Source organism: Salinigranum marinum (assembly GCF_024228675.1).
In the GTDB taxonomy this organism is placed as follows: Archaea; Halobacteriota; Halobacteria; order Halobacteriales; family Haloferacaceae; genus Salinigranum; species Salinigranum marinum.
In genome coordinates this window covers 129743-154145 of record NZ_CP100461.1, presented here as the reverse complement: position 1 = coordinate 154145, position 24403 = coordinate 129743, and the positions used below count along the sequence as shown (strand labels likewise).

The 24403-nt window shown below is 61.8% G+C and carries 18 protein-coding genes and 3 pseudogenes; 11 read left to right on the top strand and 10 right to left on the bottom strand.

The window, feature by feature from the left end:
- Positions 1–99 precede the first annotated feature (99 nt).
- The gene (locus NKJ07_RS00670; protein WP_318568690.1) at positions 100–1455 is read right to left on the bottom strand and encodes a dihydroorotase; all 1356 of its coding nucleotides are present in this window, start codon (positions 1453–1455) and stop codon (positions 100–102) included.
- 524 nt (positions 1456–1979) lie between these two features.
- Between NKJ07_RS00670 and NKJ07_RS00665 the strand changes: the two genes are divergently transcribed.
- The 5 genes from NKJ07_RS00665 (at position 1980) to NKJ07_RS00645 (ending at position 7695) form a co-directional block, all read left to right on the top strand.
- Positions 1980–3323, top strand: a complete 1344-nt coding sequence (locus NKJ07_RS00665; protein ID WP_318568689.1) for an aminotransferase family protein — start codon at positions 1980–1982, stop codon at positions 3321–3323.
- Positions 3324–3722: 399 nt separating this feature from the next.
- Positions 3723–4490, top strand: coding sequence for an ABC transporter permease (locus NKJ07_RS00660; RefSeq protein WP_318568688.1), 768 nt, complete (start codon positions 3723–3725; stop codon positions 4488–4490).
- Between the two features lie 520 nt (positions 4491–5010).
- Complete coding sequence (locus tag NKJ07_RS00655) at positions 5011–6246, top strand: hypothetical protein (RefSeq protein ID WP_318568687.1); 1236 nt, start codon at positions 5011–5013, stop codon at positions 6244–6246.
- A 113-nt stretch (positions 6247–6359) separates the two neighbouring features.
- Positions 6360–7217, top strand: coding sequence for an ABC transporter permease (locus NKJ07_RS00650; protein WP_318568686.1), 858 nt, complete (start codon positions 6360–6362; stop codon positions 7215–7217).
- 106 nt (positions 7218–7323) lie between these two features.
- Entirely contained in the window at positions 7324–7695 is a 372-nt protein-coding gene (locus NKJ07_RS00645) for a VOC family protein (RefSeq protein WP_318568685.1), read from the top strand.
- 120 nt (positions 7696–7815) lie between these two features.
- Here NKJ07_RS00645 and NKJ07_RS00640 read toward each other — a convergent pair whose 3' ends face one another.
- Entirely contained in the window at positions 7816–8994 is a 1179-nt protein-coding gene (locus tag NKJ07_RS00640; protein ID WP_318568684.1) for an ABC transporter ATP-binding protein, read from the bottom strand.
- A 333-nt stretch (positions 8995–9327) separates the two neighbouring features.
- Between NKJ07_RS00640 and NKJ07_RS00635 the strand changes: the two genes are divergently transcribed.
- On the top strand, positions 9328–9798 hold the full coding sequence (locus NKJ07_RS00635; RefSeq protein WP_318568683.1) for a nucleoside deaminase: 471 nt from the start codon (positions 9328–9330) through the stop codon (positions 9796–9798).
- A 23-nt stretch (positions 9799–9821) separates the two neighbouring features.
- Here NKJ07_RS00635 and NKJ07_RS00630 read toward each other — a convergent pair whose 3' ends face one another.
- From NKJ07_RS00630 to NKJ07_RS00615, 6 genes and pseudogenes are all read right to left on the bottom strand, one after another.
- Positions 9822–11192, bottom strand: a complete 1371-nt coding sequence (locus tag NKJ07_RS00630) for a dihydroorotase (protein WP_318568682.1) — start codon at positions 11190–11192, stop codon at positions 9822–9824.
- 816 nt (positions 11193–12008) lie between these two features.
- Positions 12009–12263 (bottom strand): annotated as a pseudogene (locus NKJ07_RS24345) (hypothetical protein); the annotation flags it as partial.
- Positions 12257–12418 (bottom strand): hypothetical protein, encoded by a 162-nt coding sequence (locus NKJ07_RS00625; protein WP_318568681.1) that lies wholly within the window; start codon positions 12416–12418, stop codon positions 12257–12259. The gene NKJ07_RS00625 and the pseudogene NKJ07_RS24345, both read right to left, overlap by 7 nt.
- A 65-nt stretch (positions 12419–12483) precedes the next feature.
- A pseudogene (locus NKJ07_RS24340) lies at positions 12484–12789 on the bottom strand (IclR family transcriptional regulator); the annotation flags it as partial.
- 658 nt (positions 12790–13447) lie between these two features.
- Positions 13448–14992 (bottom strand): aldehyde dehydrogenase family protein, encoded by a 1545-nt coding sequence (locus NKJ07_RS00620; RefSeq protein ID WP_318568680.1) that lies wholly within the window; start codon positions 14990–14992, stop codon positions 13448–13450.
- A 3-nt stretch (positions 14993–14995) separates the two neighbouring features.
- Positions 14996–16060, bottom strand: a complete 1065-nt coding sequence (locus NKJ07_RS00615; protein WP_318568679.1) for a zinc-dependent alcohol dehydrogenase family protein — start codon at positions 16058–16060, stop codon at positions 14996–14998.
- A 158-nt stretch (positions 16061–16218) separates the two neighbouring features.
- Here NKJ07_RS00615 and NKJ07_RS00610 point away from each other — a divergent pair, with 158 nt between their 5' ends.
- The 5 genes and pseudogenes from NKJ07_RS00610 (at position 16219) to NKJ07_RS00590 (ending at position 21552) form a co-directional block, all read left to right on the top strand.
- Positions 16219–17661: an ABC transporter substrate-binding protein gene (locus tag NKJ07_RS00610; protein ID WP_318568678.1), complete on the top strand. Its 1443-nt coding sequence runs from the start codon at positions 16219–16221 to the stop codon at positions 17659–17661.
- Between the two features lie 57 nt (positions 17662–17718).
- Positions 17719–18613 (top strand): annotated as a pseudogene (locus tag NKJ07_RS00605) (carbohydrate ABC transporter permease).
- A 5-nt stretch (positions 18614–18618) separates the two neighbouring features.
- Complete coding sequence (locus tag NKJ07_RS00600; RefSeq protein ID WP_318568677.1) at positions 18619–19488, top strand: carbohydrate ABC transporter permease; 870 nt, start codon at positions 18619–18621, stop codon at positions 19486–19488.
- 5 nt (positions 19489–19493) lie between these two features.
- On the top strand, positions 19494–20636 hold the full coding sequence (locus NKJ07_RS00595) for an ABC transporter ATP-binding protein (protein ID WP_318568676.1): 1143 nt from the start codon (positions 19494–19496) through the stop codon (positions 20634–20636).
- 187 nt (positions 20637–20823) lie between these two features.
- Positions 20824–21552 (top strand): glycerophosphodiester phosphodiesterase, encoded by a 729-nt coding sequence (locus NKJ07_RS00590; protein WP_318568675.1) that lies wholly within the window; start codon positions 20824–20826, stop codon positions 21550–21552.
- Between the two features lie 186 nt (positions 21553–21738).
- Here NKJ07_RS00590 and NKJ07_RS00585 read toward each other — a convergent pair whose 3' ends face one another.
- Together NKJ07_RS00585 and NKJ07_RS00580 are read right to left on the bottom strand one after the other, a co-directional pair.
- Complete coding sequence (locus NKJ07_RS00585) at positions 21739–22965, bottom strand: RNA-guided endonuclease InsQ/TnpB family protein (RefSeq protein ID WP_318570511.1); 1227 nt, start codon at positions 22963–22965, stop codon at positions 21739–21741.
- A gap of 181 nt (positions 22966–23146) precedes the next feature.
- Positions 23147–24313, bottom strand: coding sequence for an ISH3 family transposase (locus tag NKJ07_RS00580; RefSeq protein ID WP_318568674.1), 1167 nt, complete (start codon positions 24311–24313; stop codon positions 23147–23149).
- Positions 24314–24403: the final 90 nt, after the last annotated feature.

Sequence of the window (24403 nt, the reverse complement as noted above, 5' to 3'; positions counted from 1 at the left end):
CGGTACTTATAGACAACTGGCCCGCTCCATCCCATCGGAAACTGATCGACGCGAGCGACCGAGCGACCGGTCGCTCGGTGTGAGGGGCGGTTCGGAGCCTCAGTCCGACCGCTGGTACAACTGCCCGTCTCCGGGGGAGTTGGTCGTGTGCCGGTTTTCCGCGATTAGTTCCCCTCGCTGGTACGTCGCCAGGATCGACGCCGAGAAAGTCCAACCGTCGAACGGGCTGTACTTCCCGCTCGATTCGAAGTCCGCTGGATCGACCGTCCACGGCTCGTCTGGATCCACGACCACGAAGTCGGCGTCGGAGCCGACGCTGATCGTTCCCTTCCGTGGATAGAGTCCGTGTTTTTTCGCCGGGCGCGTCGAGTAGAGGTCGACCACTCGATCGATCGTCGTGTGTCCGCGATTGACCGCGTCGAGGAGGAACGGGAGCGCCGTTTCGACCTGCGGCATCCCGGGGGGCACCTCGAGCGGTTCACCGTCTTTTTCAGCCGCGGTGTGCGGGGCGTGATCGCTACCGAGGAGTTGGACGCGGCCGTCTGTGAGTTGAGACCAGAGCGCCTGCCTGTTTTCCTCGTCTCGTACCGGCGGCGTACCGATCCCTTCCGTTCCGACCGCCCGAAGTCGTTCCTCGTCGAAGGCCAAGTGGTACGGAGTGACTTCCGCCTCGACGGGGAGCCCCGCTTGCCGTGCGCGGTCTATACGATCGACCCCCTCGCTGGTCGTGACGTGCACAACCACCGTCTCGGTCCCGATCTCCCGAACGATGTCGAGAACGTCCGCGATCGCGGTCGTCTCGGCGATCGGCGGACGGGAGTCGAAGAACGCGTCCATTCCGCTCGTTCCGTCCCGTTCGACACGCTCTCGAAACCCGTCCAGGTACTCCTCGTCCTCGGCGTGGATGTAGATCGGCCGTCCCGTCTCTTTCACCTCTTCGAACGCCGACAGGAGCAGTGCTTTGTCGCTGATGAGTAGCGGACCGAAACTCGTTGCCATGAACGTCTTGAATCCAGTCGCGCCGGCCTCTGCCAGTTCCTGTATGTCGCCAGTTCCGACGTTGTCCTCGGTAATGGCACCGTACAGCGCGAAGTCCACGTGCGATTTCCGGTCGAACAGCGCGGCTTTCTCCTCCCACCGGGCCCTCGTCGACACCGGCGGGGTGGTGTTGGGCATTTCGACGATCGTGGTCACTCCACCAGCGGCCGCAGCAGCGCTTCCCGTAACGATCCCCTCTTTCTCCACGTATCCAGGTTCCCGCAGGTGAATGTGCTCTTCGACGGCCCCAGGGATGACGAGTTCGCCGTCGAGTTCGAGGGACGCTCTTCCCTCTGGCCCCATCCCGGGTTTGGATATGTGAGTTATTTCACCGTCCGTGATTCCGAGGTTCAGTCGGTCCAGCGTGCCGTCGTGGAGTACCTTGGCACCGGTGACTACAACATCTGCTAATGCCATCGACCATTATCGAACATAGGTGGTTAAAATATCATCGATTGTATAAAATCCAAAAATCTGGCACCGAAGTCGACGGGGGACCCGTGAGACCTCGCTGTCCACGTTCGTCGGTGAGGCATCCGAGACCGGACCGCCCGGAAACGGTTCCAGCGTTCCCGACAGCCGAGCACGACGTAAGCCGTCGTACCACGGGCGGTCTGCCCGTGAGCGCGACGCGGCCGTGGCCGAACAACTGAGAACCACCGATCAGAGGGCGAGCGGAAGCGAGACCGGGATGTGCGATGGACCTGCTGATGGAACCGGGGGGCGACGGCGTCCCCACCGAGAGAGACCCCACAGTTGGGCGACGCTCTCGATGACGCCGCCTCGACTTGCTTGGCGGTGCTGTAGGGGAGCCGTTGGCACCGGAGCAGACCAACACCTCGAGGGAGGTGGTGGCTAGATGTAATAGATACTGTCTCAGCCCTTCAATTACTGAATAAAAACTCAGAGGATTTATGTATAATTAACCCTTCGTCAACAGCATGGGTACGGAGAACGTATTCTACAAATGGGGCTCCGGTGTCGGCGCCGATCTCCCGAACATCAAGAGTGCACACGACGAGTTTCTGGTTGCCCAGAACGGTGACGAGATAATCGACGCGGCTTCGGCGGCCGTCGTGATTAACCTCGGACACTCCGTTCCTGGTGTCGGCGAGCTAATGAAGAAACAGGTCGAGGACGGGGTCGCGCTGGTGATGACCTCGAACTTCACCTCGGATCCGCTCGAGGAACTAGCCGAGAAGCTAGCGGAGATGACGCCGGGCGATCTCAACACGTCCTTCTTCGTCAGTTCCGGGAGTCAGACAGTCGATTCGGCGATGAAGCTCGTTCGGCGCTACCATCAGGAGAACGGGGACGAGCAGAAGACGACGTTCATCTCGCGGTGGCAGTCGTACCACGGCGCCACGATCGGCGCGCTCTCGCTCACTGGCAACACGCATCGGCGGTCACAGTACAAACCGCTGTTGAAGAACTACCCACACATCCCGCCAGCGTACCCCTACCGGTGGGAGTACGAGGGGTCGCCGGAAGAGCAAGCGATACAAGCCGCACAGGAACTGGAGACCGCCATCCAACAGGAGGGTCCCGAGACCGTCGCGGCGTTCGTCGCGGAGCCGGTGTCGGGATCCAGCGTGCCAGCAGCCCATCCTCACCCTGCATACTTCAAAGAGATCAGGCGGATCTGCGACGAGTACAACGTCGTCTTCATCGCGGACGAGATCATGACGGGATTCGGGCGAACGGGCGAGATGTTCGGCATGGAGAACTTCGGCGTGGTTCCGGACATCATGGTGATCGGGAAGGGGCTCTCGAGCGGGTACTCCCCGATCAGCGGTGTGGTGGTGAACGACGAAATCGCAGCCCAGTTCGACAGTCGGAAGGGGAGTTCGTTCGCGCACGGGTTCACGTACGCCGGGAACCCACTCTCCGCCGCAGTCGCCTCCCACGTGCTCGACTACTACACCGACGAGGTCATCGAACAGGGACAAGCGCGGGGTGACCAGCTGCGAGAGAGGCTCGGAGCACTCGAAGACCACCCCATCGTCGGTGATATCCGTCAGAAGGGACTCATGCTGGGGGTCGAGTTTGTCGCCGATACGGCAACCAAAGAGCCGTTCGATCCCGAGTTGAAGGTGTACAAGCGAGTGTACAACGAGGCGCTGGACCGCGGTGTATACACCTTCCCCGGTCGAGGCAGCGCAGACGGGACCAGAGGCGACCACATCATGATGGCACCGCCGCTGATCACTGGTGAGGACTCGATCGACCAGATCGCTGACGTGGTCAGCGAATCCGTCGAGGTAGTCTACGACCAGATTACGTGATCACGGATCGAGCCGTCGGCCCCGGGACGATTAGCGGGGTCACGTCGTGTCTCCACGCCGGTGTAGTGTCGTAAACGTCGACCCCCCGCCTCTGCGAGTGTCGGCTGGCCGTGGTCGCACGATTGCCGCAGGAGGTGACGCAGACGAACGGGGCGAGAGCCCAGTGACTGGTTCGTTCCTCCGGCGGTCTCCGAGCGCCGTGGGGGTGGACCAACCACAAACTATATTTTGCACACTATCGACTGTCCTCACGTGAATCGTAGTGCAATCAGGCTAGAAATCGCTTACTTGTCAGCGTGACGTGCGCTGAGTAAACAGATGCCTGGAAAATCGTCGGCTCGATCGGTGTGGCACGGGAAAGTGAACAGTGTCGTGAGTGCCATCAACACGAAACGCCTGTTGCAGATCCATCTGTTGCTCGTCGGTCTGTTCGTATACAGTCAGGTGGTCGCGTTACTCGTCTTTTCGTTCAATTCTGGAGGGATAACGTTCCCATTCGTTGACATCACCCTCGACTGGTACAACGAGGTGCTGCAGTCCGGTGCGTTCTCCGCGTCGTTCGTCAACTCGGTCAAACTGGCGGCTGCTGTCACAGTCGTCGTGACGGTTCTTTCGACCGGGAGCGCGCTGGCGTTCCGTCATCGGTTCAGAGGAAAGAACCTCATCATCTACCTGTTCTTGCTCGGGATTGTCACCCCAGGGATAATGTACGGCATCGGTATCACGGTATTCTTGGGCGAGGTGGTCGGCCTCAAGCAGGGACTCTGGCTGGGGCTTCCAGTTCACGTTATCTGGGCCTTCCCGTTCTCGTTCATCCTCTTTCTCGCCGGAATGCCGCCAAATCTGACGGATCACGAGGAGGCTGCCCGGGTCTTCGGCGCGAACGACTTCGAGGTGGCTTACACGATCATCCTCCCCGAAATCAAGTTCCAGGTGTTCGGTGCGGCCGTGTTCGCGTTTACGCTGTCCTACAACGAACTGGACCGGAGTCTCCTGTTGCTGGGGACGGACAACACGATGCCGCTCGAGGTGTACTCGGTCGCTTCGCGCGATCCGACTCCAGGACTCGCCGCGCTCGGATCCCTCACGTCGACCGTCTCGATCGTCGTGTTGATCCTGAGTTTCGCCCTGATACTGTATGGCCGCTCGGCAGCGTCCAGTAGCTGAGACGGTGAGTGCCGTCGGCCCGCTTCGATCCGACTTCGGAGCGCTCTCGACGCGGTGTGATTCGTCTCGTGCCGTGTCGTGCCAGGAGAGACCCCATCCTCCGGTCGATGAACGGCTCGTATCCGAGATCGGAGCAGGAGGAACAGTGCGACTGGTTGTTCAGGCTAACTGGCCTGGTCTCGGCGGTCGGGCGATCCCGCTCGAGGTCCCGAGGCGACACGGCCAGCATCGGCGTCTCGTCGGTGCCCCCCTTTCCGTGCGTCAGTTATAGCCGATAAACAGTGCACACACGTTGTGTTCTGCTCGGATAGCAATTGCATATACCAGTAATTATTTATGCGTATGAGTATTCATCGACCGATGTAGAAGAAAAATGGTCAAACGTAGAAACCTGCTAGCAGCAGCCGGTACTGGCTTGACGGCTGCCATCGCGGGGTGTACGGGAGGCGACGGGAGCAGTAGTAGCTCGGCCACTGACGCCGGTGGCGACGGCGGCACCGCGGAAACGACTCAAAGTGGCGTGGAAACGGGCGAGAGACCGCTCCAGATCCTCGGTCCAGCGTGGGGGCTCCGGGAAGGAAAGCGGGAGCGGTTCGAGGAAGTGACGGGCATCGACACCGAGTTCACGGTCAAGGCCCAAGCAGCGGCCAACAGACAGGTCTTGAGTGGCGGGAACGAGGTCTTTGATGCGCTGTTCACTGGCGGACAGTTGGCGCCGCAGATCATCGGGAACGATATGGCGAGTCCGATCGATCCCGCAAGCATCGAAAACTGGAACGAGGACAACGTCACGGAGTACATCCTCAACGGGACCGAAGTGTACGACGGCCAGTTCGACCGACACGCCGAGGTCATCTGGAACGACGTCGATTCTCAAGACGAGATTCAGTTCTATCCCAACGTGTTCAACGCCGACTCCGTCGGGTTCAATCCGAGGCAGGTCCCCAGCGATGTCGACGAGTGGAGTGCCATCTTCGACGACAAGTACAAGGGGAAGTCGATGTTCAACCAACTGTCCACGGTGTCGTACGTGGTGGCGATGATGCACCTCGCGGACAGGGGGATGGTCGACGCGTCGCTCCGCGAGATCAGCGACCCGACACAGGAGCACATCGACGCGATGGTGGACTTCCTGGTCAAGCAAAAACAAGCAGGGCAGTTCAAGGCCCTGTTCAGCGATCTCGGAACCCAGATCAACTTCTTCTCGTCCGAGGAGGCGATCATCGGGAACATCTGGGGGCCTGCGGTTCTGGGAACGCGGGAGAACGGCACTCCCACCGGCTACGCGAAGCTTGCACGGCAGGAGAGCCAACAGAGCCTACAGGGGTACGACGCCTGGATGGGCGGGACGATCCCGCTCAAACCCGGCGTCTCCGACCGGAACAACGAGGACGAAGTGGCGAAGTTCCTCGACCTGCACCTGACAGCGTGGTACGCCGGATTCGTCGGTCAGTCGGGGTACATCGTCCCGCAGTACCCGAACAAGGACCTCGTTCGGGGCGAGCCTGGAATGCCGACGGAGTTCTACGACTGGTTCTACGAGGGCACGGCAACCAGCAAGCCTGTCGATGGCCAGTTCATGTTCACACCGAGCAACTACGAGTGGACGGACGGCGAGTACGAGTCGAGTCCCGACGGCCACACACGGTTCCGGGGGGGCGTCAAGGACTTCCTGCCCGCGGTCGGTGCCTGGCACGTCGCTCCCAACGAAAACGAGTATATGGTCGAACAGTGGCAGGAGTTCACCGGCGCGTAGTCGGGTAGTAAGACGATTCGAATCCACAAGACGAATTCAACAGAACTGTCATGTCCCAACGAAACCTGGCGTCGTACATCGGCGGACTGACCGAGCGAGTCGGCCGTGGAGCGGTGCCGAGCAACATCACGTACAGTTACCTCATCCTGGGAGGAGCAGTTCTCTGGTTCGTCGCGTTTCTGGTGATCCCTCTCTTGATGCTGGTGGTCAGCTCGTTCATGTCCTTCGAGAACTACAGCATCGTATACGAACTCACCATCAGCCAGTATCAAAACGTCATGAACATGACCTTTTTCAACGCGATGGTTCTGACGTTCCTCTACGGCGTCGCCGTGGTCGCGATCTCCCTTCTGATCGGCTATCCGCTGGCTTACTACCTCAGGTTTCACCTCAGCTTCACACAGAGCCTGTTCGTCTTCCTCCTGCTGTTGATCCCGTTTTTCACGATGGAGGTCGTCCGGATGTACTCGGTGTTCTCCGTGCTCGGAAAGCTCGGCGTGGTGAACAAGCTACTCTTAGAGATCGGCCTCATCGACGCCCCGCTGGCACTGATGTTCACCCGGATCTCCGTTGCGTGGGGATATCTACTCAACTACTCGATATTCATGACTGGCCCGATATTCATCTCCCTCACGCAAGTCGAAGACGAGCACATCGACACGGCGAAGATATTCTGCGGGACCCCGGTCTCGATCTTTCGGTCCGTGATCTGGCCGATGAGCCTTCCCGGCGTCACGATCGGAACATTCCTGGTGTTCCTGCTGACGATCGGCAACTTCCTCGTCCCGCGTCTACTCAGCAGCGGGAAGGGGCAGATCACGAGCTACCTGTTCACGCTCGTGAACCAGGGAGTGAACTACCCTGCCGCATCGGCAGTCTCCGTCTTCCTCATGATCCCCGTCCTCGTGCTGATCGTGGTGCTGAATCACCTCGTGGACATCACGGAACCGTTCAACAGTGGTCGCTCCTGACGGTCTTCCCTGAACTCGGGTGAGAGACTCAACGGGATTCGGTACGCGATCTCCGTGTTCGGAGGAAACCGCGTAAGTATATACCCCGGTGGCAGTATCCCGAACTGTGGAGTTTATTCATACAGCAATCCGCGTCTCGGACGTCGAGGCGAGCAAACGGTTCTACATCGACGGGCTCGGCCTCGAAGCCAAACGTGAGTTCACCGGGGACGACGGGGTACGGAACTTCTACGTCGGTGGCCACGAGGGCGCACAGATACAGTTCAAAAGCGACCCCGACGGTGAAGCAGAGATTCGCCCGGAGGGTGTCGATCACCTCGCGATCTCGGTGGAGAACGTCGACCGGACGGTCTCCCAGTTAGCGTCGGAGATGGGATACACGGTCGTACAGGACCCGACAGACATGGACGAGATCAGGTTCGCGTACGTCGAAGATCCGGATGGATACCGCGTCGAACTCATTCAGTCACAGGAGTAGAGACGGATCGCGTAGTTCGTGTCGGCCATCGAAAAGGACCCGACACGCTCAGGTAACACCACCTCCAGCCCAGACCGCACCGCGACGAGCGACACGTCCACCGGGCGACCCAACGGTCGTCTACACGAGACGCTGGCCGCTCTGCCCGAACACCCAGACGTCTTCGGAGAAGGAGATGTACTTCGTCTCGTCTTCGTGTTCGATCTGCGCGGGTGGTACGATGACCGCGATCTCCGTGTCTCCGCGCTCCAGGTAGATCACATCGTGAGTACCGTGGGACTCGCGAAGTCGGACGTCAGCCGAGAAGAGTCCCTCTGAGTCGTCGAGTTCGATGAATTCGGGACGGACGGCCAGCGTGACAGTCTCGCCGACGAACGGTCGGAGACGTTCTGCCCGTTCGCCGACGAACGAGTACTCGAGAACGTCGTGCGAGAGGACGACCGCGTCGTCGTCGTCCGTACCGACAGTGCACTCGAACATGTTCGTCGTCGGTGACCCGATGAACGACGCGACGAACAGGTTCTGTGGGTCGTAGTACACCTCGTACGGTGACCCGGCCTGGTAGACCTGCCCCTCGTTCATCACGACGACCTTGTCACCGACGGTCAGAGCTTCCTCCTGATTGTGCGTCACGAAGATCATCGTCCGCTCGACCGTCCGTTGGAGCTCCTTTATTTTGGTCCGCATGTGGTCGCGGAGATTTGCGTCGAGCGCCGTGAACGGTTCGTCGAGCAAGAACAGATCCGGGTCCATCACCATCGCTCTGCCGAGGCTGACCCGCTGTTGCTGGCCGCCGGAGAGATTACCGGGGTTCTCTTCGAGCTTGTCCTCGATGTCGAGCTGCGTGGCAACGTCGCGGACCATCTCCGTTTTCTCTTCCTCGGACAGCGCGGTCATCATATCCAGGCCGTACTGTATGTTCTTCTTCACCGACATATGTGGAAACAGCGTCGTGTCTTGGAACACGAACGCGAGATTCCGCCGGTGGGGCTTGAGATCGGTGATGTCTCTCCCGTGCAGTCGAATCGTTCCCTCGTCCGGCAGTTCGAGGCCGGCGATACACCGCAACGTCGTCGTCTTCCCGCACCCAGACGGGCCAAGCAGGACGACGAACTCCTCCGACTCGATGGTCAGGCTGACGTTGTCGACCGCCAGGACGGATCCGTTCTGAAACGTCTTCTTGAGATCAGTGATCTCCAGCACGGCGTCACCGACGTCAGTTCCGGACGAGGTGGCGTCCGTCTCGAGGGGAGAGCGGTGACGGGTGCTATTCAGATTTCTTGGCACTTCTTGGCTCATTAGGTGGTCAATCAACCCACAGTGGCTAATAATTTTGGATCACTGCGCAAGAGAGATCCACATCGCTCGCAGATGTTTCTCGCTGTCGAGGTACCCGGAAAGCCCAGCCGTCGGGGTGGAGGGGGGTGGATCGTCAGATCCAGGGTGTCCGGGGGCGCTCACCAGCCACAGGTGAGACCGGCACTATGTGTCTCACAGGAGGTCACGGCGGATGTCCACGGCTTCAGCCGCCGTCGCTGACGCTTCGGGGCGGGAGTGGCGGTGACTGGATTCGGTTCCGTCGCCGGGAGGCGATTCCTGATGATTCTTATACGTCTGGGGTCACGTAGCTCTATGTCCTCCCAAGACATCGACGAGTACGATCATCACTCGCACATGGAACGAGCGTTCGCCCTCGCGCGTGAGGCCGCAGCCCGGGGAGACGATCCGTTTGGTTCCGTGCTCGTCCGCGACGATGAGATCATCATGGAGTCGTCCAACCGTGTCGTGACGGAGGACGACCTCCGCCGTCACCCGGAGTTGCACCTCGCGTACCGGGCGATGCGAGAGCTGAGCCCCGAAGAACGGTCCGAGACGGTGATGTATACGAGCACGGAACCGTGTCCGATGTGTGCCAGCGGGATGCGGCGTGCCGAGCTCGCCCGAGTAGTCTACAGCACCTCCGCAACCGATCTGGAGGAGCTGCGAGGTTCTTCCTCGCCGGTACGCGCAACGAGGATCCTCGAGGACGTCACGGACGTCGTCGGGGACGTTCGCAACGGCGACGGTCGGCACATGCTCGACGAGTGTTTGCCGGAGCGATAAAGCCGAACAGACCGGGGCGCGGTCTACCCGGTATCGAGCGTCGTGCGCTGGCCTCGTGCCACGAACTCACCGTAACCCGGCTCACCGACGACCCCGTCGTCGACCACTGGACTCCCTCGAACGAACGTCGACTCCGGGACGCCGACGACTTCCATGCCGTCGAACGGCGTCCAGCCACACTTTGCGACAACGCCGTCGTCGGTCAGCTGCATCGACCGGTCCATGTCGACGATCACCAGGTCAGCATCACTCCCGACCCGTAGCGTCCCTTTCTGTGGATACAGTCCCGTGATCTTGGCCGGGTTCGTCGAGAACACTTCGACCACCCGTTCGAGTGAGACCTTGCCTTCGTGAACCCCGTTCAACAGCAGCGGCAAGACGGTCTCGACGCCCGGGATTCCAAACGGAGCTTCGAACACGTCGTTTTTACCAGCGGCTTTCTGTTCTCGGGTCGACGGCGCATGGTCCGCGTTGATCATGTGAATGTCGCCGGCAGCCAGTCGGTCCCACAGTCCGGCGCGTTCGTCTGCACCCCGAGCCGGCGGTGTAAACATAGTGTACGGTGCGTCGTCGACGACGTCTTCCTCCGTGAGGTATAGATACTGCGGGCAGCACTCGGCGTAGACGTCGACACCGCTGTTCCGTGCGTGGGTCACTTGATCCACGACCGCTGGATGGCTGAGATGAGCCAACCAGAGGGACACACCGGTCTGTTTTGCGATCTGGAGCGTCGTGGAGACGGCTACCTGTTCTGCCTCTCTGGACCGCCATTCGGGGATGATCTCCCCATCGGTTCGACCCTCGGCTCGAATCCGGTCTTCGTTGGCCTGTAAGATCAGCTCGTCTTCCGGATGGATCATGCTGATGCCACCGAGCCGTTCGATCTCGGTGAAGACCTCCGACATCGCGTCGCTTTTGAGCGCCGGAACGCCGTGTACCTCACAGGTGAAGCTCTTGAAAGCGATCGCTCCCGCTCGCTCCAGATCACGGAGGTCCTCGACGTTGTCCGGGTGGCCGCCGGCTAGGAGGCCGAAGTCGACGTGCGCTTTCGCGGAGAGGTACTCCCGTTTGTCGGCGAACACGTCCGCGTCGAGCACCATTGGGTCCGTTCTGTGGTGCTCTCCGATGGTCGTGATTCCACCGGTCGCAGCCGCCGCAGTCCCCGTTTCGAAGTCTTCGCGATCTGTCTTCCCCGGATCCATCATGTGCACGTGCGGGTCGACGCCACCGGGAAGCACGTGTTTGCCCGTCGCATCGACGGCGTCTGCTGCCGCAACAGCTCGGCTCGGATCGTAGAGCGCCGAGATCCGACCGTCGTCGATCGCGATTGTGACCTCCTGACGGAGACCCTCGGAGACAACCGTTCCTCCAGTTACCACTCGGTCGTGAGGCATACAACAGATCGCAGGCCAGTTTACTTGTACTTTTACTATCTAAGCTGTAAACAAATATACATCCGACCCCGACGAAGAACCGAGGCGAGCGCCTCGGGACTTGACCCCGAGCGGCTCACGTCCGGGTACCGGGGTCGTTTACGATTATTTCCCGGTCGGAGACGCGGTGACCCGCCTCGTCGGATCGCGACACCGGCCGGTCGCGGCAGTCGACGCCGACACGGACTGCTCTCTCGCCGTTCGGTCGTCGCAGGTGTGCACGATGCAACTCAGAAGCGACAACGGCTCGGAACGGGTCGACAGTCGAGCGGCGATCCGAAACGTCATCAAAAGTAGCTGAGCTCGGAGTCGACCATCGATCACGGGTGTCACCGGCTCGAATTCACGAGTTCGTGAAATTCAAACGAATATATAGAATTCTCCGACACGAATCTCCAGACACGGTGCCGAAGCCGACTGACCAGCCAGTTCAATTAAAATTCTAAAAATCAAGTGTACGTTGTCGTCATGTATGTACGGCGATGTTATATATGAGCTATACTACTTTTTTAGAGTTATTTTATTCTTTTTTAATATTATTATTTTATAAACTGGCAAATCAAATCCTATTTTGGGCGAAGAGATCACTAACCCAAAAATCGAATATAATTAATTGTATACTACTGTCAGCCATGTTTCGCGACGCGATGGCTGTCCCCGCTTGGCTGCCGTCGAAACTCCGATAAGTAATCGTACATCGAACAGGTATGCAAAGTCCCGTGGTTAGTTGTCTACCGGCCTATCGAAACGTATTCCATTACACCACTATAGATGTCATTATAGCGGTGGGTACCAGTACCGGGCGTGCAGGCGGGGCGATACATTGGACGAGTGGCTGGGCTCCCTCACTCGCGCATCCCGCCGAACAGCGGGGTACCATCGCTCGTCAGGAGAACTGGTCGTTCTCTCGACGACGTTCGCGGAACGAGTGACCAGTTCCGGGAGTTCGGACTCGTAGAACGTCCCCACGAACCGACGGGCGGGCCCCGAGATACTGAGCGCCCCGAGCAACTCGTCGCCGACCATCACTGGACCCGCGACACAGCGGAGTCCCTCGACCTTCTCCTCGCGGGCGAACGCGTACCCCGCTCGCGGACGACCTTGAGTTCGTCGAACAGCGCCTCACGGGACGTGATGGTCTCGTCCGTGTACTTCGGGAGTCCGTGGCGATCGATGATCCGGTCCACCGTCCGACGGGCATCCGTGCCAGCATCGCCTTCCCCAGCGAGAGACAGTGCAGATACTCACAGCTTCCGATCGACGATCCCGTCTGGACGGCGTTCTCACCGCGTGCTTTGGAGAGGTAGACGGCCCGTCCGTGTTCGTGTGTCGCGAACTGTACGAGTTCACCACTCTCGGCCGCCAGTTCCTCGAGTTCCTCCCGAACGACGTCGGGCACCCGCAGTTGCCCCTTCGCGGCCTCCCCGAGATCGAGATACCGGAGGCTCAGCCGGTACGTCCCACCGTCGTTCACGACGTACTCGTTCGCCTCTAGCGTCGCCATGTGACTGTGGATCGTCCCCTTCGACCGACCGAGCGCTTCGACGATCTCGGTCACTCCCGCCCTCTCACGGCCCTGTAGCAGATCGATGACGTCGAAGGAGGTCTGGACCGCTTCGACCGTTCGCGCTCGCCGAGTTAGAGGTCATACGTCGAAGTATATATTCTATATATAAAAATCGTTCTCTCTGCCGGACGGTCGTCCGTTCGCATCTTCCAAACCGGTCTCGATCGATCGGGACACGAGCACCGGAGATGGCAATAAATCGTGATATTTGTGTAAATACGCTCGGGGAACAGCGACAAGACTGTATGGGGAGGGGCAGTTTGTTCGCGAGGTACAAACACGTTTGTGACGAAAGACGAGGAGAGAGCCGAACGGGACGAGAGGCCACACCACCGGTCTTCGCCAGGTCCGCGCGCGGAGCGTCGAGATCGACGACGGCTCCCTCGGTCGGCGGTGCCGCCGAGCGACTCCGCCCGCTGTTGCTCTGAGGCTCGGTCGGACGTTCCCTGCGAGGGCGTGCGAGTGGTTCAGTCGCCCCGTCACGGGAGCCGTCTCGACAACGAGGCCGCTCCTGACCGAACCGCAGACGGGTCGCCCAACAGTCACTCCCGATCACGGCCGCGTCGGTGACCGACCGGACAGTCCGGACGGGCAACTGAGAAGCGTGGAGCGATCGAGCCGAACGCGACTCGGACTCTCCGGTCGGTTCTCAGACGGACGGCTCGTCGAGGTTGACGTACACCGTCTTCGTCTGGCGGTAGTGCGTCAGTGCTTCCTCCCCGAGGTCACGGCCGATCCCGGACTGTTTGAAGCCGCCGTACGGCCCTTCGGGGCGGATCGGACCGTAGGCGTTGACGTAGACCACGCCCGCCTCGATGTCCGCCGCGGCGTGGTGTATCAGGTCCGAGGACTCCGATCCGATCCCCGCTGCGAGCCCGAACGGCGTGTCGTTCGCCAGTTCGATCGCCTCCTCGTAGGTCGCGAAGGACTGAACGGTCTGGACCGGGCCGAAGATCTCCTCACGCGCGATCCGCATGTCGTTGTCGACGTCGGTGAACACCGTCGGCTCGACGTAGTGGCCGTCTTTCAGCGCGCCGTCGTCGGGCGTCCCCCCACCGGTCGCGAGGGTCGCTCCCGCTTCGAGCCCGACGTCGACGTACTCCGTGACCGTCTCGAACTGGTCGGCCGTGGTGAGCGGCCCCATCGTCGTCTCCTCGTCGAGGGGATCACCGAGCACGTACGAGCGCGACTGCTCGACGAAGCGTGCGACGAACTCGTCGTAGACGTCCTCGTGGACGAGCGCGCGCGAGAGCGCGTCACAGATCTCGCCCGTGCTGTAGTAGATCCCGTCGGCGACGGCCTCGACGACGGTGTCGAGATCGGCGTCCGGGAAGACGACGAACGGCGACTTCCCGCCGAGTTCGAGCGTGACCGGCGCGAGTCGGGACGCGACGGTTCGCATCACCTCCGTTCCCACGTCGCCGCTGCCGGTGAACGACAGCTTCCGCACCCCGTCGTGTTCGACGAGCGCGCTCCCGGTCGTCGATCCCGGGCCGGTGACGACGTTACAGACGCCGTCCGGGAGCACCTCGGTCGAAAGCTGTGCCATCCGGATCGTGGTCAGCGGCGCGTGCGCGGAGGGCTTCAACACCGAACAGTTCCCCGCGGCGAGCGCCGGGCCGAGCTTCCAGGCCGCCGCCCACGCCGGGAAGTTCCACGGCGTGATCTGCCCCACGACGCCGAACGGTTCGGTCCGGGTGTACATGTGCAGGTCGCTCCCTGCCGGGATCTGCTCGCCGGTCTGCACCCGACAGGCCGACGCGTAGTACTCGAGCGTGTCGATCGCTCCCTCGACCTCGCCGCGGGCCTCCGCGATCGGTTTGCCGGTGTCGAGCGATTCGAGCAGCGTCAGTTCGTCGACGTGGTCCGAGAGGACATCCGTCCACTCGTGTAGTCGGTGCGAGCGCTCGCGCGGGGTGGTCGCGCCCCACTCGTCGTCGAAGGTGGCCTGTGCGGCAGTGACGGCCGCGTCGACGGTGTCAGCCGTGGCGACCGGGACCTCGACGATGGGCTCGTCGATGACGGGATCGCGGGTCGCGCGGGTCTCCGTGACGTCGGTGTCAGGATCCGCCGTGTCCCCATCACCGACGGACCGACCGTCGATCCACGATGCGACGGTCAGGCCGTCGAGCGCCCGCCGGCGTGCCGCACGGTGGCGCTCGCGGATCGCGTCGCGCTGTTCTCGGTCGGACATCCGTCAGGCGAAGCTGTCGACGACGGGGATGCCGACCGTCTCGTAGTCGGTCATCGCCTGGAGTTCGTCGGTGATGTCGTCGAGGCCGATCCGGTCGGTGACGACCGCACCGGGGTCGAGCTTCCCGTGTTCGACCATCCGGAACATCTCGCCGTACTTCGCCGGCGGGAGCCCGCTGGAGCCGTTGATCTGGATCTCGTTCATCACGATCGTGTCGGTCGGCAGCGGGTTGTAGCCGTGCTGTTCCTTGGTCGTGAGCCCGATCTGGACGTGCCGGCCGCGGGTTCGGAGCGACGCTACCGCGTTCTGGCAGGTCTCTTCGATCCCCAGGGCGTCGAGCGAGACGTGTGCCCCACCGTCGGTGATGTCCCGGACCTCTCGTACCGGATCGTCGACCGCACCCGCGTTCACCGTCTCAACCGCGCCGAGGTCCTCGGCCATCGACAGTTTCTCCTCCATGAGGTCGACGCCGACGACGTTCCCCCCGAGCGCGTCCGCGATGTGGACGGCAGACAGGCCGATGCCGCCGAGGCCGTAGACGACGACGTACTCGCCGCGGCTGACGTCGGCCTGGTGGGCCATCCCCCGATAGGCGGTCATGAACCGACAGCCCATCCCCGCGACTTCGACCTGGTCGACGCCGTCCGGGAGTTCGACGGCGTTGATGTCGGCGTTCGGGATGGGAACCTCCTCGGCGAACGCGCCGGGCGCACCCTCCTGAAACCCCAGCCCAAGGTGGTTCTCACAGAGGTTCTCGTAGCCGACGCGACACTCGTGACAGCCTCCACAGGCGAAGTTGAACGGGATCGCGATCTCGTCGCCCTCGCGGATCGTCTCGACCTCGTCGCCGACGTCGACGACCGTCCCGGAGGGTTCGTGCCCCAGGACGTGACCGAGCGGAGGTTTGTAGTCGAACCACTCCCAGTTACCGACCCAGCCGTGCCAGTCGCTCCGGCAGACACCGCAGGCGTCGACCGTCGCGACGACGCCGTCCGGGTCGGGTTCTGGTCGGTCGATGTCTCTGATATCCAACGGCTCTCCGTACTCGGCTAACACTGCTGCTCGCATGCCACCCTACGTTCGGAAACCGCGTATAAAAGTATTTTTCCGGGGGAGCGGCGGGGAACGGAACCGGGTGGCGACGCTGTCAAGCGAAACGAGACGGTTGGGATCGAGTGACTCTCCCAAAATTTTTATTAAGACACCATGTAGACAGTTAAGCGGCGATGGTTAATTCATCACGTCGGAAGTTCATCAAAGGTGCAGGAGCGGGAACAGTGGTCGCGCTCGCCGGCTGTACCGGCAACAGCGGCGGGGACGGCGGCTCGGGAGACGGAGGATCCGGCGATGGTGGGTCCGGTGACGGAGGCAGTGGGAGTGATACCAGCGGTGGCTCCACGAGCAGTGGCGGCAGCAGCGACGTCAGCATCGAATTCTGGCACATCTTCGGCGGCGAACTCGGGTCGACGCTGGAGGACATGTCGAACGAGTTCTCCGAGCAGACCGACGGCGTCACCGTCCAGGCGGTCAACAAAGGCGGCTACCGCCAGAACCTCAACCAGTCACTGCAGGCTTCGCGTGCCGGTGATCCGCCGGGCGTCGCACAGATCTTCGAGATCGGCACACGGCTCTGTCTCGACAGCGGGGCGTTCACGCCCGTCCGGGAGATCCTCCCCGAGGACCAGATCGACCTCGACGACTTCCTCCCGTCGGTGCTGAACTACTACCGCATCAACGGCCAGCTGAACTCGATGCCGTTCAACTCCTCGAACACCATCATGCTGTACAACAAGACGGCGTTCGAGGAAGCCGGGCTCGACCCCGAGAGCCCGCCGCGGAGCCTCTCGGGAGTGCGCGACGCTGCGAGCACGATCGTCGACCAGACCGACATGCAGCAGGGGATCTCTTGGCCGAACCACTCCTGGATGCAGATCGAACAGCAGTTCGCCAAGCAGGACCAGGTGCTGGTCAACAAGCAGAACGGGCGGGAGGGGCGTCCGACCGAGACCAACTACAACAGCGAAGCCGGCCGTAACGTCTACAGCTGGTGGAAGGGGATGGCCGACGAGGGACTCTACCTGAACCCCGGCATCGAGGCGTGGGGGGAGGCCCGGCAGGCGTTCCTCACGCAGAAGGTCCCGATGCTCTGGGACTCCACCTCGAACATGGTGTCGATGAAAGCGGGTGCGGAGGAGAACGGCTTCGAGCTCGGGTCGGCGTATCTCCCGACGCCGAACGGCGCGAACACCGGCGTCGTCATCGGCGGGGGGTCGCTGTGGGTCCCCAGCGCGCTGTCCGACGAGAAGAAACAGGCGGCCGGCCAGTTCCTCGCCTGGATCTCCAAGCCGGAACAACAGGCCCGCTGGCACCGCAACAGCGGCTACTTCCCCGTGCGACAGGGGGCGATCGACCAGCTCCAGAGCGAGGGCTGGTTCGACGAGAACCCCAACTTCAGCACGGCGTTCGAACAACTGCAGGACACCGAGGACACGCCCGCGACGCGCGGCGCGGTGATGGGCGTCTGGCCGCGGGCGCGGACGATCAACTCGGAGACGTCGGTGAGCATCCTCAACGGCGATATGTCGGTCGAGGACGGCCTCACGAAGATGGACAACGACGTCCAGAGCGCGCTCGAAGGCTACTCCGGCAACTACAGCGGCGGCAACTAGGCCGCGCCGTCCGGCGAAGCAGTAGCAATTAAGTACCCGGCTCCGACACCGTTTCATATGGCATCACAGGTCAAACCGTTTGATTCGAGGTTCCAGGCGGCACTGTTGTTGGTGCCGACCTTCGCCGTCCTGGTGGGGTTTCTCTACTATCCGGCGATCGAGACGTTCAGGCTGAGTCTGTACAAGACGCTGTTTCTCGGCCAACAGCGCACCTGGGTCGGGATCCAGAACTTCGTCGACCTGGCGACGTCGCCGGAGTATCAGAACAGTTTTCGGCATCTCGGTGGCCTTCGCCGCCCTCGTCGTCGCGGGGACGCTCGTCCTCTCGTTGCTCGTCGGCTACATGCTGTTCGAGGTCGCCGTCGGGTCGTCGACGTATCTGGTCGCGGCGATCTGGCCCTACGCCCTCCCGCCGGCGGTCGCGGCCATCCTCCTGAACTTCCTCCTCCACCCGAACCTCGGCATCTTCACGTACTACCTCGAACTCCTGACGCCGTGGACGCTCGACTGGTTCAACAACGGCACACAGGCGTTCATCGTCCTGGCCATCGTCGCCATCTGGAAGCAGTTGGGGTACAACATCATCTTCATCGTGGCCGCGCTCAACAACATCCCCGAGACGCTGACCGAGAGCGCACAGATCGACGGCGTCGGTCGGCTCAAGATGCTGTACAAGGTGTACGTTCCCCTCATCTCACCGACGCTCATCTTCCTCGTCGTGATGAACACCATCTATTCGTTCTTCTCGACGTTCCCGCTCGTCGATCTGATGACCAGCGGTGGCCCGAGCGGGTCGACCAACCTCCTCATCTTCAAACTGTACCGTGACGCGTTCGAGTTCAGCAGCCTCGGCCTGGCATCCGCCGAGTCAGTCGTCCTGTTCGTCCTCGTGGCGATCCTGATGTACGTCCAGATCCGGGTGTCCGAAGACTACGCCCAGTACGGAGCGTGACACAGATGGCAACCGAAACCCAACCCACGGCCCCCGCCGATTCCCTGACGAGCAGGCTACCGCTCCCCGAGAACCTGCTGATGCAGATCGGCATCATCAGTTCGATCGTCCTGATGTCGCTGCCGCTCGTCCTCGCGATGATCATGAGCACGCAGACGACCACAGAGGTGTACCAGGTGACGAACCTCGGGATCGGGAGCCAGGGGCTTGCCAACTACGAGCGTGCGCTGACGGACTTCAACTTCAGCACCTACATGCTGAACTCCTTCGTGATGAGCATCATCATCGTGATCGGCAAGGTGTCGCTGTCGCTGCTCGCGGCGCTGGCGCTCGTCTACTACGAACTCCCCTACGAACGGGGCGTGTTCATGTTCATCCTGCTGACGCTGCTGTTGCCCGTCCCGGTCCGTATCGTCCCGCTGTTCCAGCTCATGGCGGATCTCGGCTGGACGAACTCGATGATCGCGCTGACCGGGCCGTACATCGCGAGCGCGACGGCGGTGTTCCTGTTCAGACAGCACTTCATGTCCATCCCCTCCTCGCTCGTCGAGACGGCCCGGCTCGACGGCGTCGGCCCACTGACGTTCCTCTTCCGGGTGCTCATCCCGATGTCGAAGGGGATGATCGCCGGCGTCTGCGTCATCACCTACATCTACGCCTGGAACCAGTTCCTCTGGCCGCTGGTCGCCGTCACGGACAAGAGCAGCCAGGTCGTCCAGGTCGGCATCCGCTACCTGCAGGGGTCCGCCCAGGCCGGTCTCACCCAGTGGGGACTCATCATGGCCGGCGCGGTCCTCGCGCTGCTCCCACCGCTTTTCGTCCTCATCGTGCTGCACCGCCCGCTCCTGAAGACGTTCGCGATCCAACAGAAGTGATCACCATGGCACGCATTACGCTCCAAAACCTGAAGAAACGCTACGACGACGTGGTCGCCGTCCGAGACGTCGATCTCGATATCAACGACGGCGAGTTCCTGGTGCTCGTCGGTCCCTCCGGCTGCGGCAAGTCGACGACGCTCCGGATGATCGCCGGGCTCGAGGACATCACCGAGGGCACGCTGCAGATCGGCGGCCAGACTGTCAACGACGTCCCGCCGAAGAACCGGAGCATCGCGATGGTGTTCCAGAACTACGCGCTGTACCCCCACATGAGCGCGGCCCAGAACATGAAGTTCGGGATGAAGTCGGTCAGCGACTTCTCCGACGACGAGATCGACCGCCGGGTCGAAGAGGCGGCCGAGACGCTCGACATCACCGACCTGCTCGGCCGGAAGCCGAAGGAGCTCTCGGGCGGCGAGCGCCAGCGCGTCGCCATCGGGCGGGCGCTCGTCCGGGAGCCGAAGGTGTTCCTCCTGGACGAGCCGCTGTCGAACCTGGACGCGAAGCTGCGTGTCCAGATGCGAGCCGAACTGCTCAAACTCCACGGCGAACTCGACACGACAACCATCTACGTGACCCACGACCAGACCGAGGCGATGACGCTCGGCGATCGGGTCGCCGTGTTGAACCACGGCGAACTCCAGCAGGTCGCCCCGCCCCAAGAGCTGTACGACTTTCCGTCGAACCGGTTCGTCGCGGAGTTCATCGGCGAGCCCGCGATGAACGTCTTCCCCGCGACCGTGAGACAGCGCGACCGCGGCTACGTCGTCGACCACGACGGCTTCACCATCGGTCTCCCGGACGGGAGCGGGCTCGCGGAGGCCGCGAACGCGGAGGTGACGTTCGGTGTCCGCCCCGAGGACGTCTCGCTCGCATCCAACCTGCCACAGGGAGTCGAGACGTTCGAGGCGACCGTCACGGTGCGCGAACCGCTCGGCGAGTTGCTCCTGCTGCACTGTGACGTTGGCGGCGACGAGCTCCAGGTCAAGGTCGAGCCAAGAAGCCGGATCCAGCCGGGAGACACGATCGAGGTCGGCTTCAACGAGGAACGGCTTCACCTGTTCGATGCGGAGACCGGCGACGTGCTCTACCACTCGACGCCGGCCGAAGAGGTCGCCGCGGAACCGATCACCTCGGAGCGTTGAGCGCCGACCCACACGGCGCGGCGTGACGACACACGCCGTGTGGCCCGACCCTCAGAGACGAAGGACGGACCCCATGACCGAGAGACACAGGTCGAGAAGAGCGGTACTGTGCGCCGCCGGTGGCACGCTCGTGACGTCGCTCGCGGGCTGTGTCGGCGGGACGAGCGTGGAACCCGACGGATCAACGATGTCAGACCAGTCGACAGAGACAGACGGAGACGGAACAGCGACGGAAACCGAGGCGACCGACCGCGACGTGCGGCTCATCGGTCACCGGGGGTGTGCCGATCAGTACCCCGAGAACACCCTGCTCGCGGTCAGGGAGTCGGCCCCCCACGTCGACATGATCGAGATCGACGTCCAGCGGTGTGGCTCGGGCGAACTCGTCGTCTTCCACGACGACGAACTCGATCGCTTGACCGACGCCACCGGCTCGGTGTCGACGACCGACTGGGAGACGCTGTCGGAGCTCACGGTGCTCGACAGCGACCAGCGGATCCCGCTGTTGGTGGCGCTCCTCGAGGCGGTCCCGTCGGAGACGGCCGTCAACGTCGAACTCAAACACGAGGGGATGGCCGACGAGGTACTCGAAGCCGCGGGAGCGGTCGACAACGAGGTCCTGTTCTCCTCGTTCTCGCCGACCGCACTCCGCGAGCTCCGCGAGCGCGACGCCGACGCGCCCCTCGCGTTCGTCACCAACGAGAGCCCGGAGAGCAGCCGGTCGATCGCCACCGATCTCGACTGTGTCGCGATCAACCCCGACTACGAGATGGTGCTGGGCACGTCGTTCGTCGCGGACGCCCACGACGAGGGGCTCGCGGTCAACACGTGGACGATCGACGACGCGGAGACGGCCGAGCGGGTCGTCGACGCGGGAGTCGACGGACTGTTCGTCGACCGGTGGGACGTCGTGTAAACTACCCCACCCTACTCCCTCGGCGTGGTCCGAGAGAGCGAAGCTCTCTCGTCATCACGAGACGGCGAAGCCGTCTCGAACGACTCCACGCCTCGGTGCTTGAGAGTGTCGTCAGAAGCGGAGCTTCTGACTGCTAACCAGAACCTGCGGTTCTGGTGATGGGGCTTTGATGTGGACTCCCGGCGATTAGTCGCCAGCAACAGGCTGGTGACTCCCGCCGTTCAACGTCCCACCATTTATACGCAGGTCTACTTCTGCGTCTCCGCTCCCCGACGTGGGCGAGGACTGGCGTCTATGTGTCCGCTTCCGGGCGTAGCGTAGCCCGATATTCTTCGCGCCATTATAGTCCGCGTTCACCTCGTACCCGCACTTCTGGCACTCAAAGTGTTCTCCGTGGCGGTTGTCTTTGTGCGTGAACCCACAGTCCGTCCGAGAATAGCGTTGGGACGTGTGGTTCGGCTCGACTTGCTCCACGGAAACGCCCTGCTCGGGCGCTTTGTACTCAACGTACCTGTACAGGCGTCGGAACGCCCAGATATGGTGCCACTTCGCGTGTGGAAGTCGCTCGCGTATGTCGGTCAAGTCCTCGAACGCGATAACGTCGCAATCGTGTTCGACGGCTTCCGCCACGAGTTCGTTAGCGACGGTGTGGATGTACTGTTTCCGCCACGCTTCTTCTTGCTTCCCGAGGCGACGCACGGCGTTGTGCGCGGCTTGCGTGCCGCGCTGTTGCATCTCACCACGTCGCTTCTCAAACTCGCGGCACCAGTGGTTGTAGTCGTCTCCCTGCCAGAACGTGCCGGTTGAGGAGACGGCGAGACTGTTGACGCCGAGGTCGATACCGAGGACCGTTTGGTCGGGGTGCTCGGTATCTGCCGAAACCTCTACGTCGTCGCCGTCTGTCCACCGAGTCGAGGTTTTGAGGTAGAACTCGTCGGTTGTCGAATCGTACTGTAGTGTACTCTCGCGGAACTCGTAATCCTCGGAAAGTACGTACCGCTCGTAGGGCGTCGGGCTATCTGCCGGGAGAACGAACGAGGGTTCAACCCGGCCCGCGACAGTTGCCAGCGACACCTTGTTGCGGTAGAAGGTCGCGCTTCGCGTGTCGTAATCCATTGTCTCGGCGGTGAATGTCGGACAGGAGACGCGCTGTCCCTTCTTCCACCGTTCGATAACGCCTTTGACGGCTTCGATGGCGCGTTTGATGGCGGCTTGGACGAGTTGTGCCTGTAAGTCCGTCTCCTCTCGAAGTTCGGAGTAGAGTGCGTCACGAACCTGCCGTTTGTTGATCTTGCACTCGGTGTAGGAGGTGTCCGACCAGCAGTAATCAGCGGTTCGGTTCGCGCAGTACAGGTATTGATCGGCGGTTCGGTGGAGTGCGTCGCGTTGCTCGTCGGAAACAGCGAGTTTCAGTACCTCACAAAGGATCCTCGGCTAGCTGTTTCTGAAGCCTGAGTTCTGTGGCGGAGCGGTTGCACTGGGGGTCTCGACGTGAGAATTTTGGGCGAACCGATGGAGAGCTGTCGCTGTCGGCGGCGGCTGCCGCCGACGCGACAGCGTCGCCACTCACACCGCTGGTTAGCCCAGTCGGAGATTACCGGCTAAATCGGTCGTCCGGTGGCCGGTTTGCGGGGACGGCCCGACGCGTCGCGAGGGCCGTCCACGCTGCGCGTCGCATCATGTTGGTGAACTCCTTGTACGACCACTCCCAGAGGCGACGCCCGCCTCGGCGGGGCATCGCCACGTACTCCCAGTGCAGATACCGCCACACGTTCTGTAACAGCAAACTCACCACGACGTATAACAGCCGTACGACCGGATTCTGTGTCGTAGTCGTCGCAATCGTTTGCTCGGAGAGCCGGTAGCTTGCCTCGATACCGAAGCGTTTCGCGTAGTGGTATCGGGCGTCTCGTGGAGTGTTGATGAACGGCGCGTCAGCGGCATAGCCGTGACGCGCCACCCCATGCCCGTCGTACCTCCCGTTCTGGTAGGTGCAGTCGATGTAGACGGGAAACTCGACGGTCCAGCTGTGACCGTCGAGTTTCGCCGTCAGGTTGTGCTGAATCACGCGACTCCAGCCTTCCGAGAGTTCTCGCTTGATCGTCCGTCCCCAGCGGACGATCGGCATGACGTACGCGTGGTTGTGCGCGTGAAGCAGTGTCAAACACTTGCTGTCGTAGAATTCGCGGTCAAGATAGACGGCCTTGACGTCGAGGTCAAGGCCGTCGAGGATCCCGAGAAACTCTGCGAGGACGCTACTGGCGGTGTCGCCGTCTTCGAGACGGCGCACCGCCAGCGTGTAGCGTTTGTTCTTCACGCGTGCGTACAGCGTCGCGTACGCGTGGAACGCGGTCGTTCCACGTTTCGCTTCCGAGTGGTAGAGGCCCTCTGTGTCGTCTTCGTCACCGTAGTAGGGTCGCAGGTGGAGGTCCGCAACGACCTCCACCTGCTCGGGGAGGACGTCGAGAACGTCCTTCTGGAGGAGCGTGTTCCCGACTTGTTCGAGCGTCTCGAGGTCGAACTTAGTGCGGAGATGGTAGAGAACCGAGTTTTCGTGGGGTGCATCTTCGCTTCTCTTACAGAGCGTCGAGACCGAGGTCCCGTCGGCGCACGCGCCGACGAGGACCTCGTAGATGTCTTCAGCGTCGATCTCAGCGTTTTCAGCGAATGTAAGAGCAACTTCCTCGTCAAGGGAGTTGACGAGGAAGTTAAGAAGCTGGTCCTCGTGAATCTCACCGTCTGCTTGCTGGGTCGTAGACACACCTTCAGCAAGCAGACGTCTCAACTAACCGGCTTTGTGATGTACTGAGTTTCACGACGGCGGTTCGACGCACGTCCATACTTCAGAGGA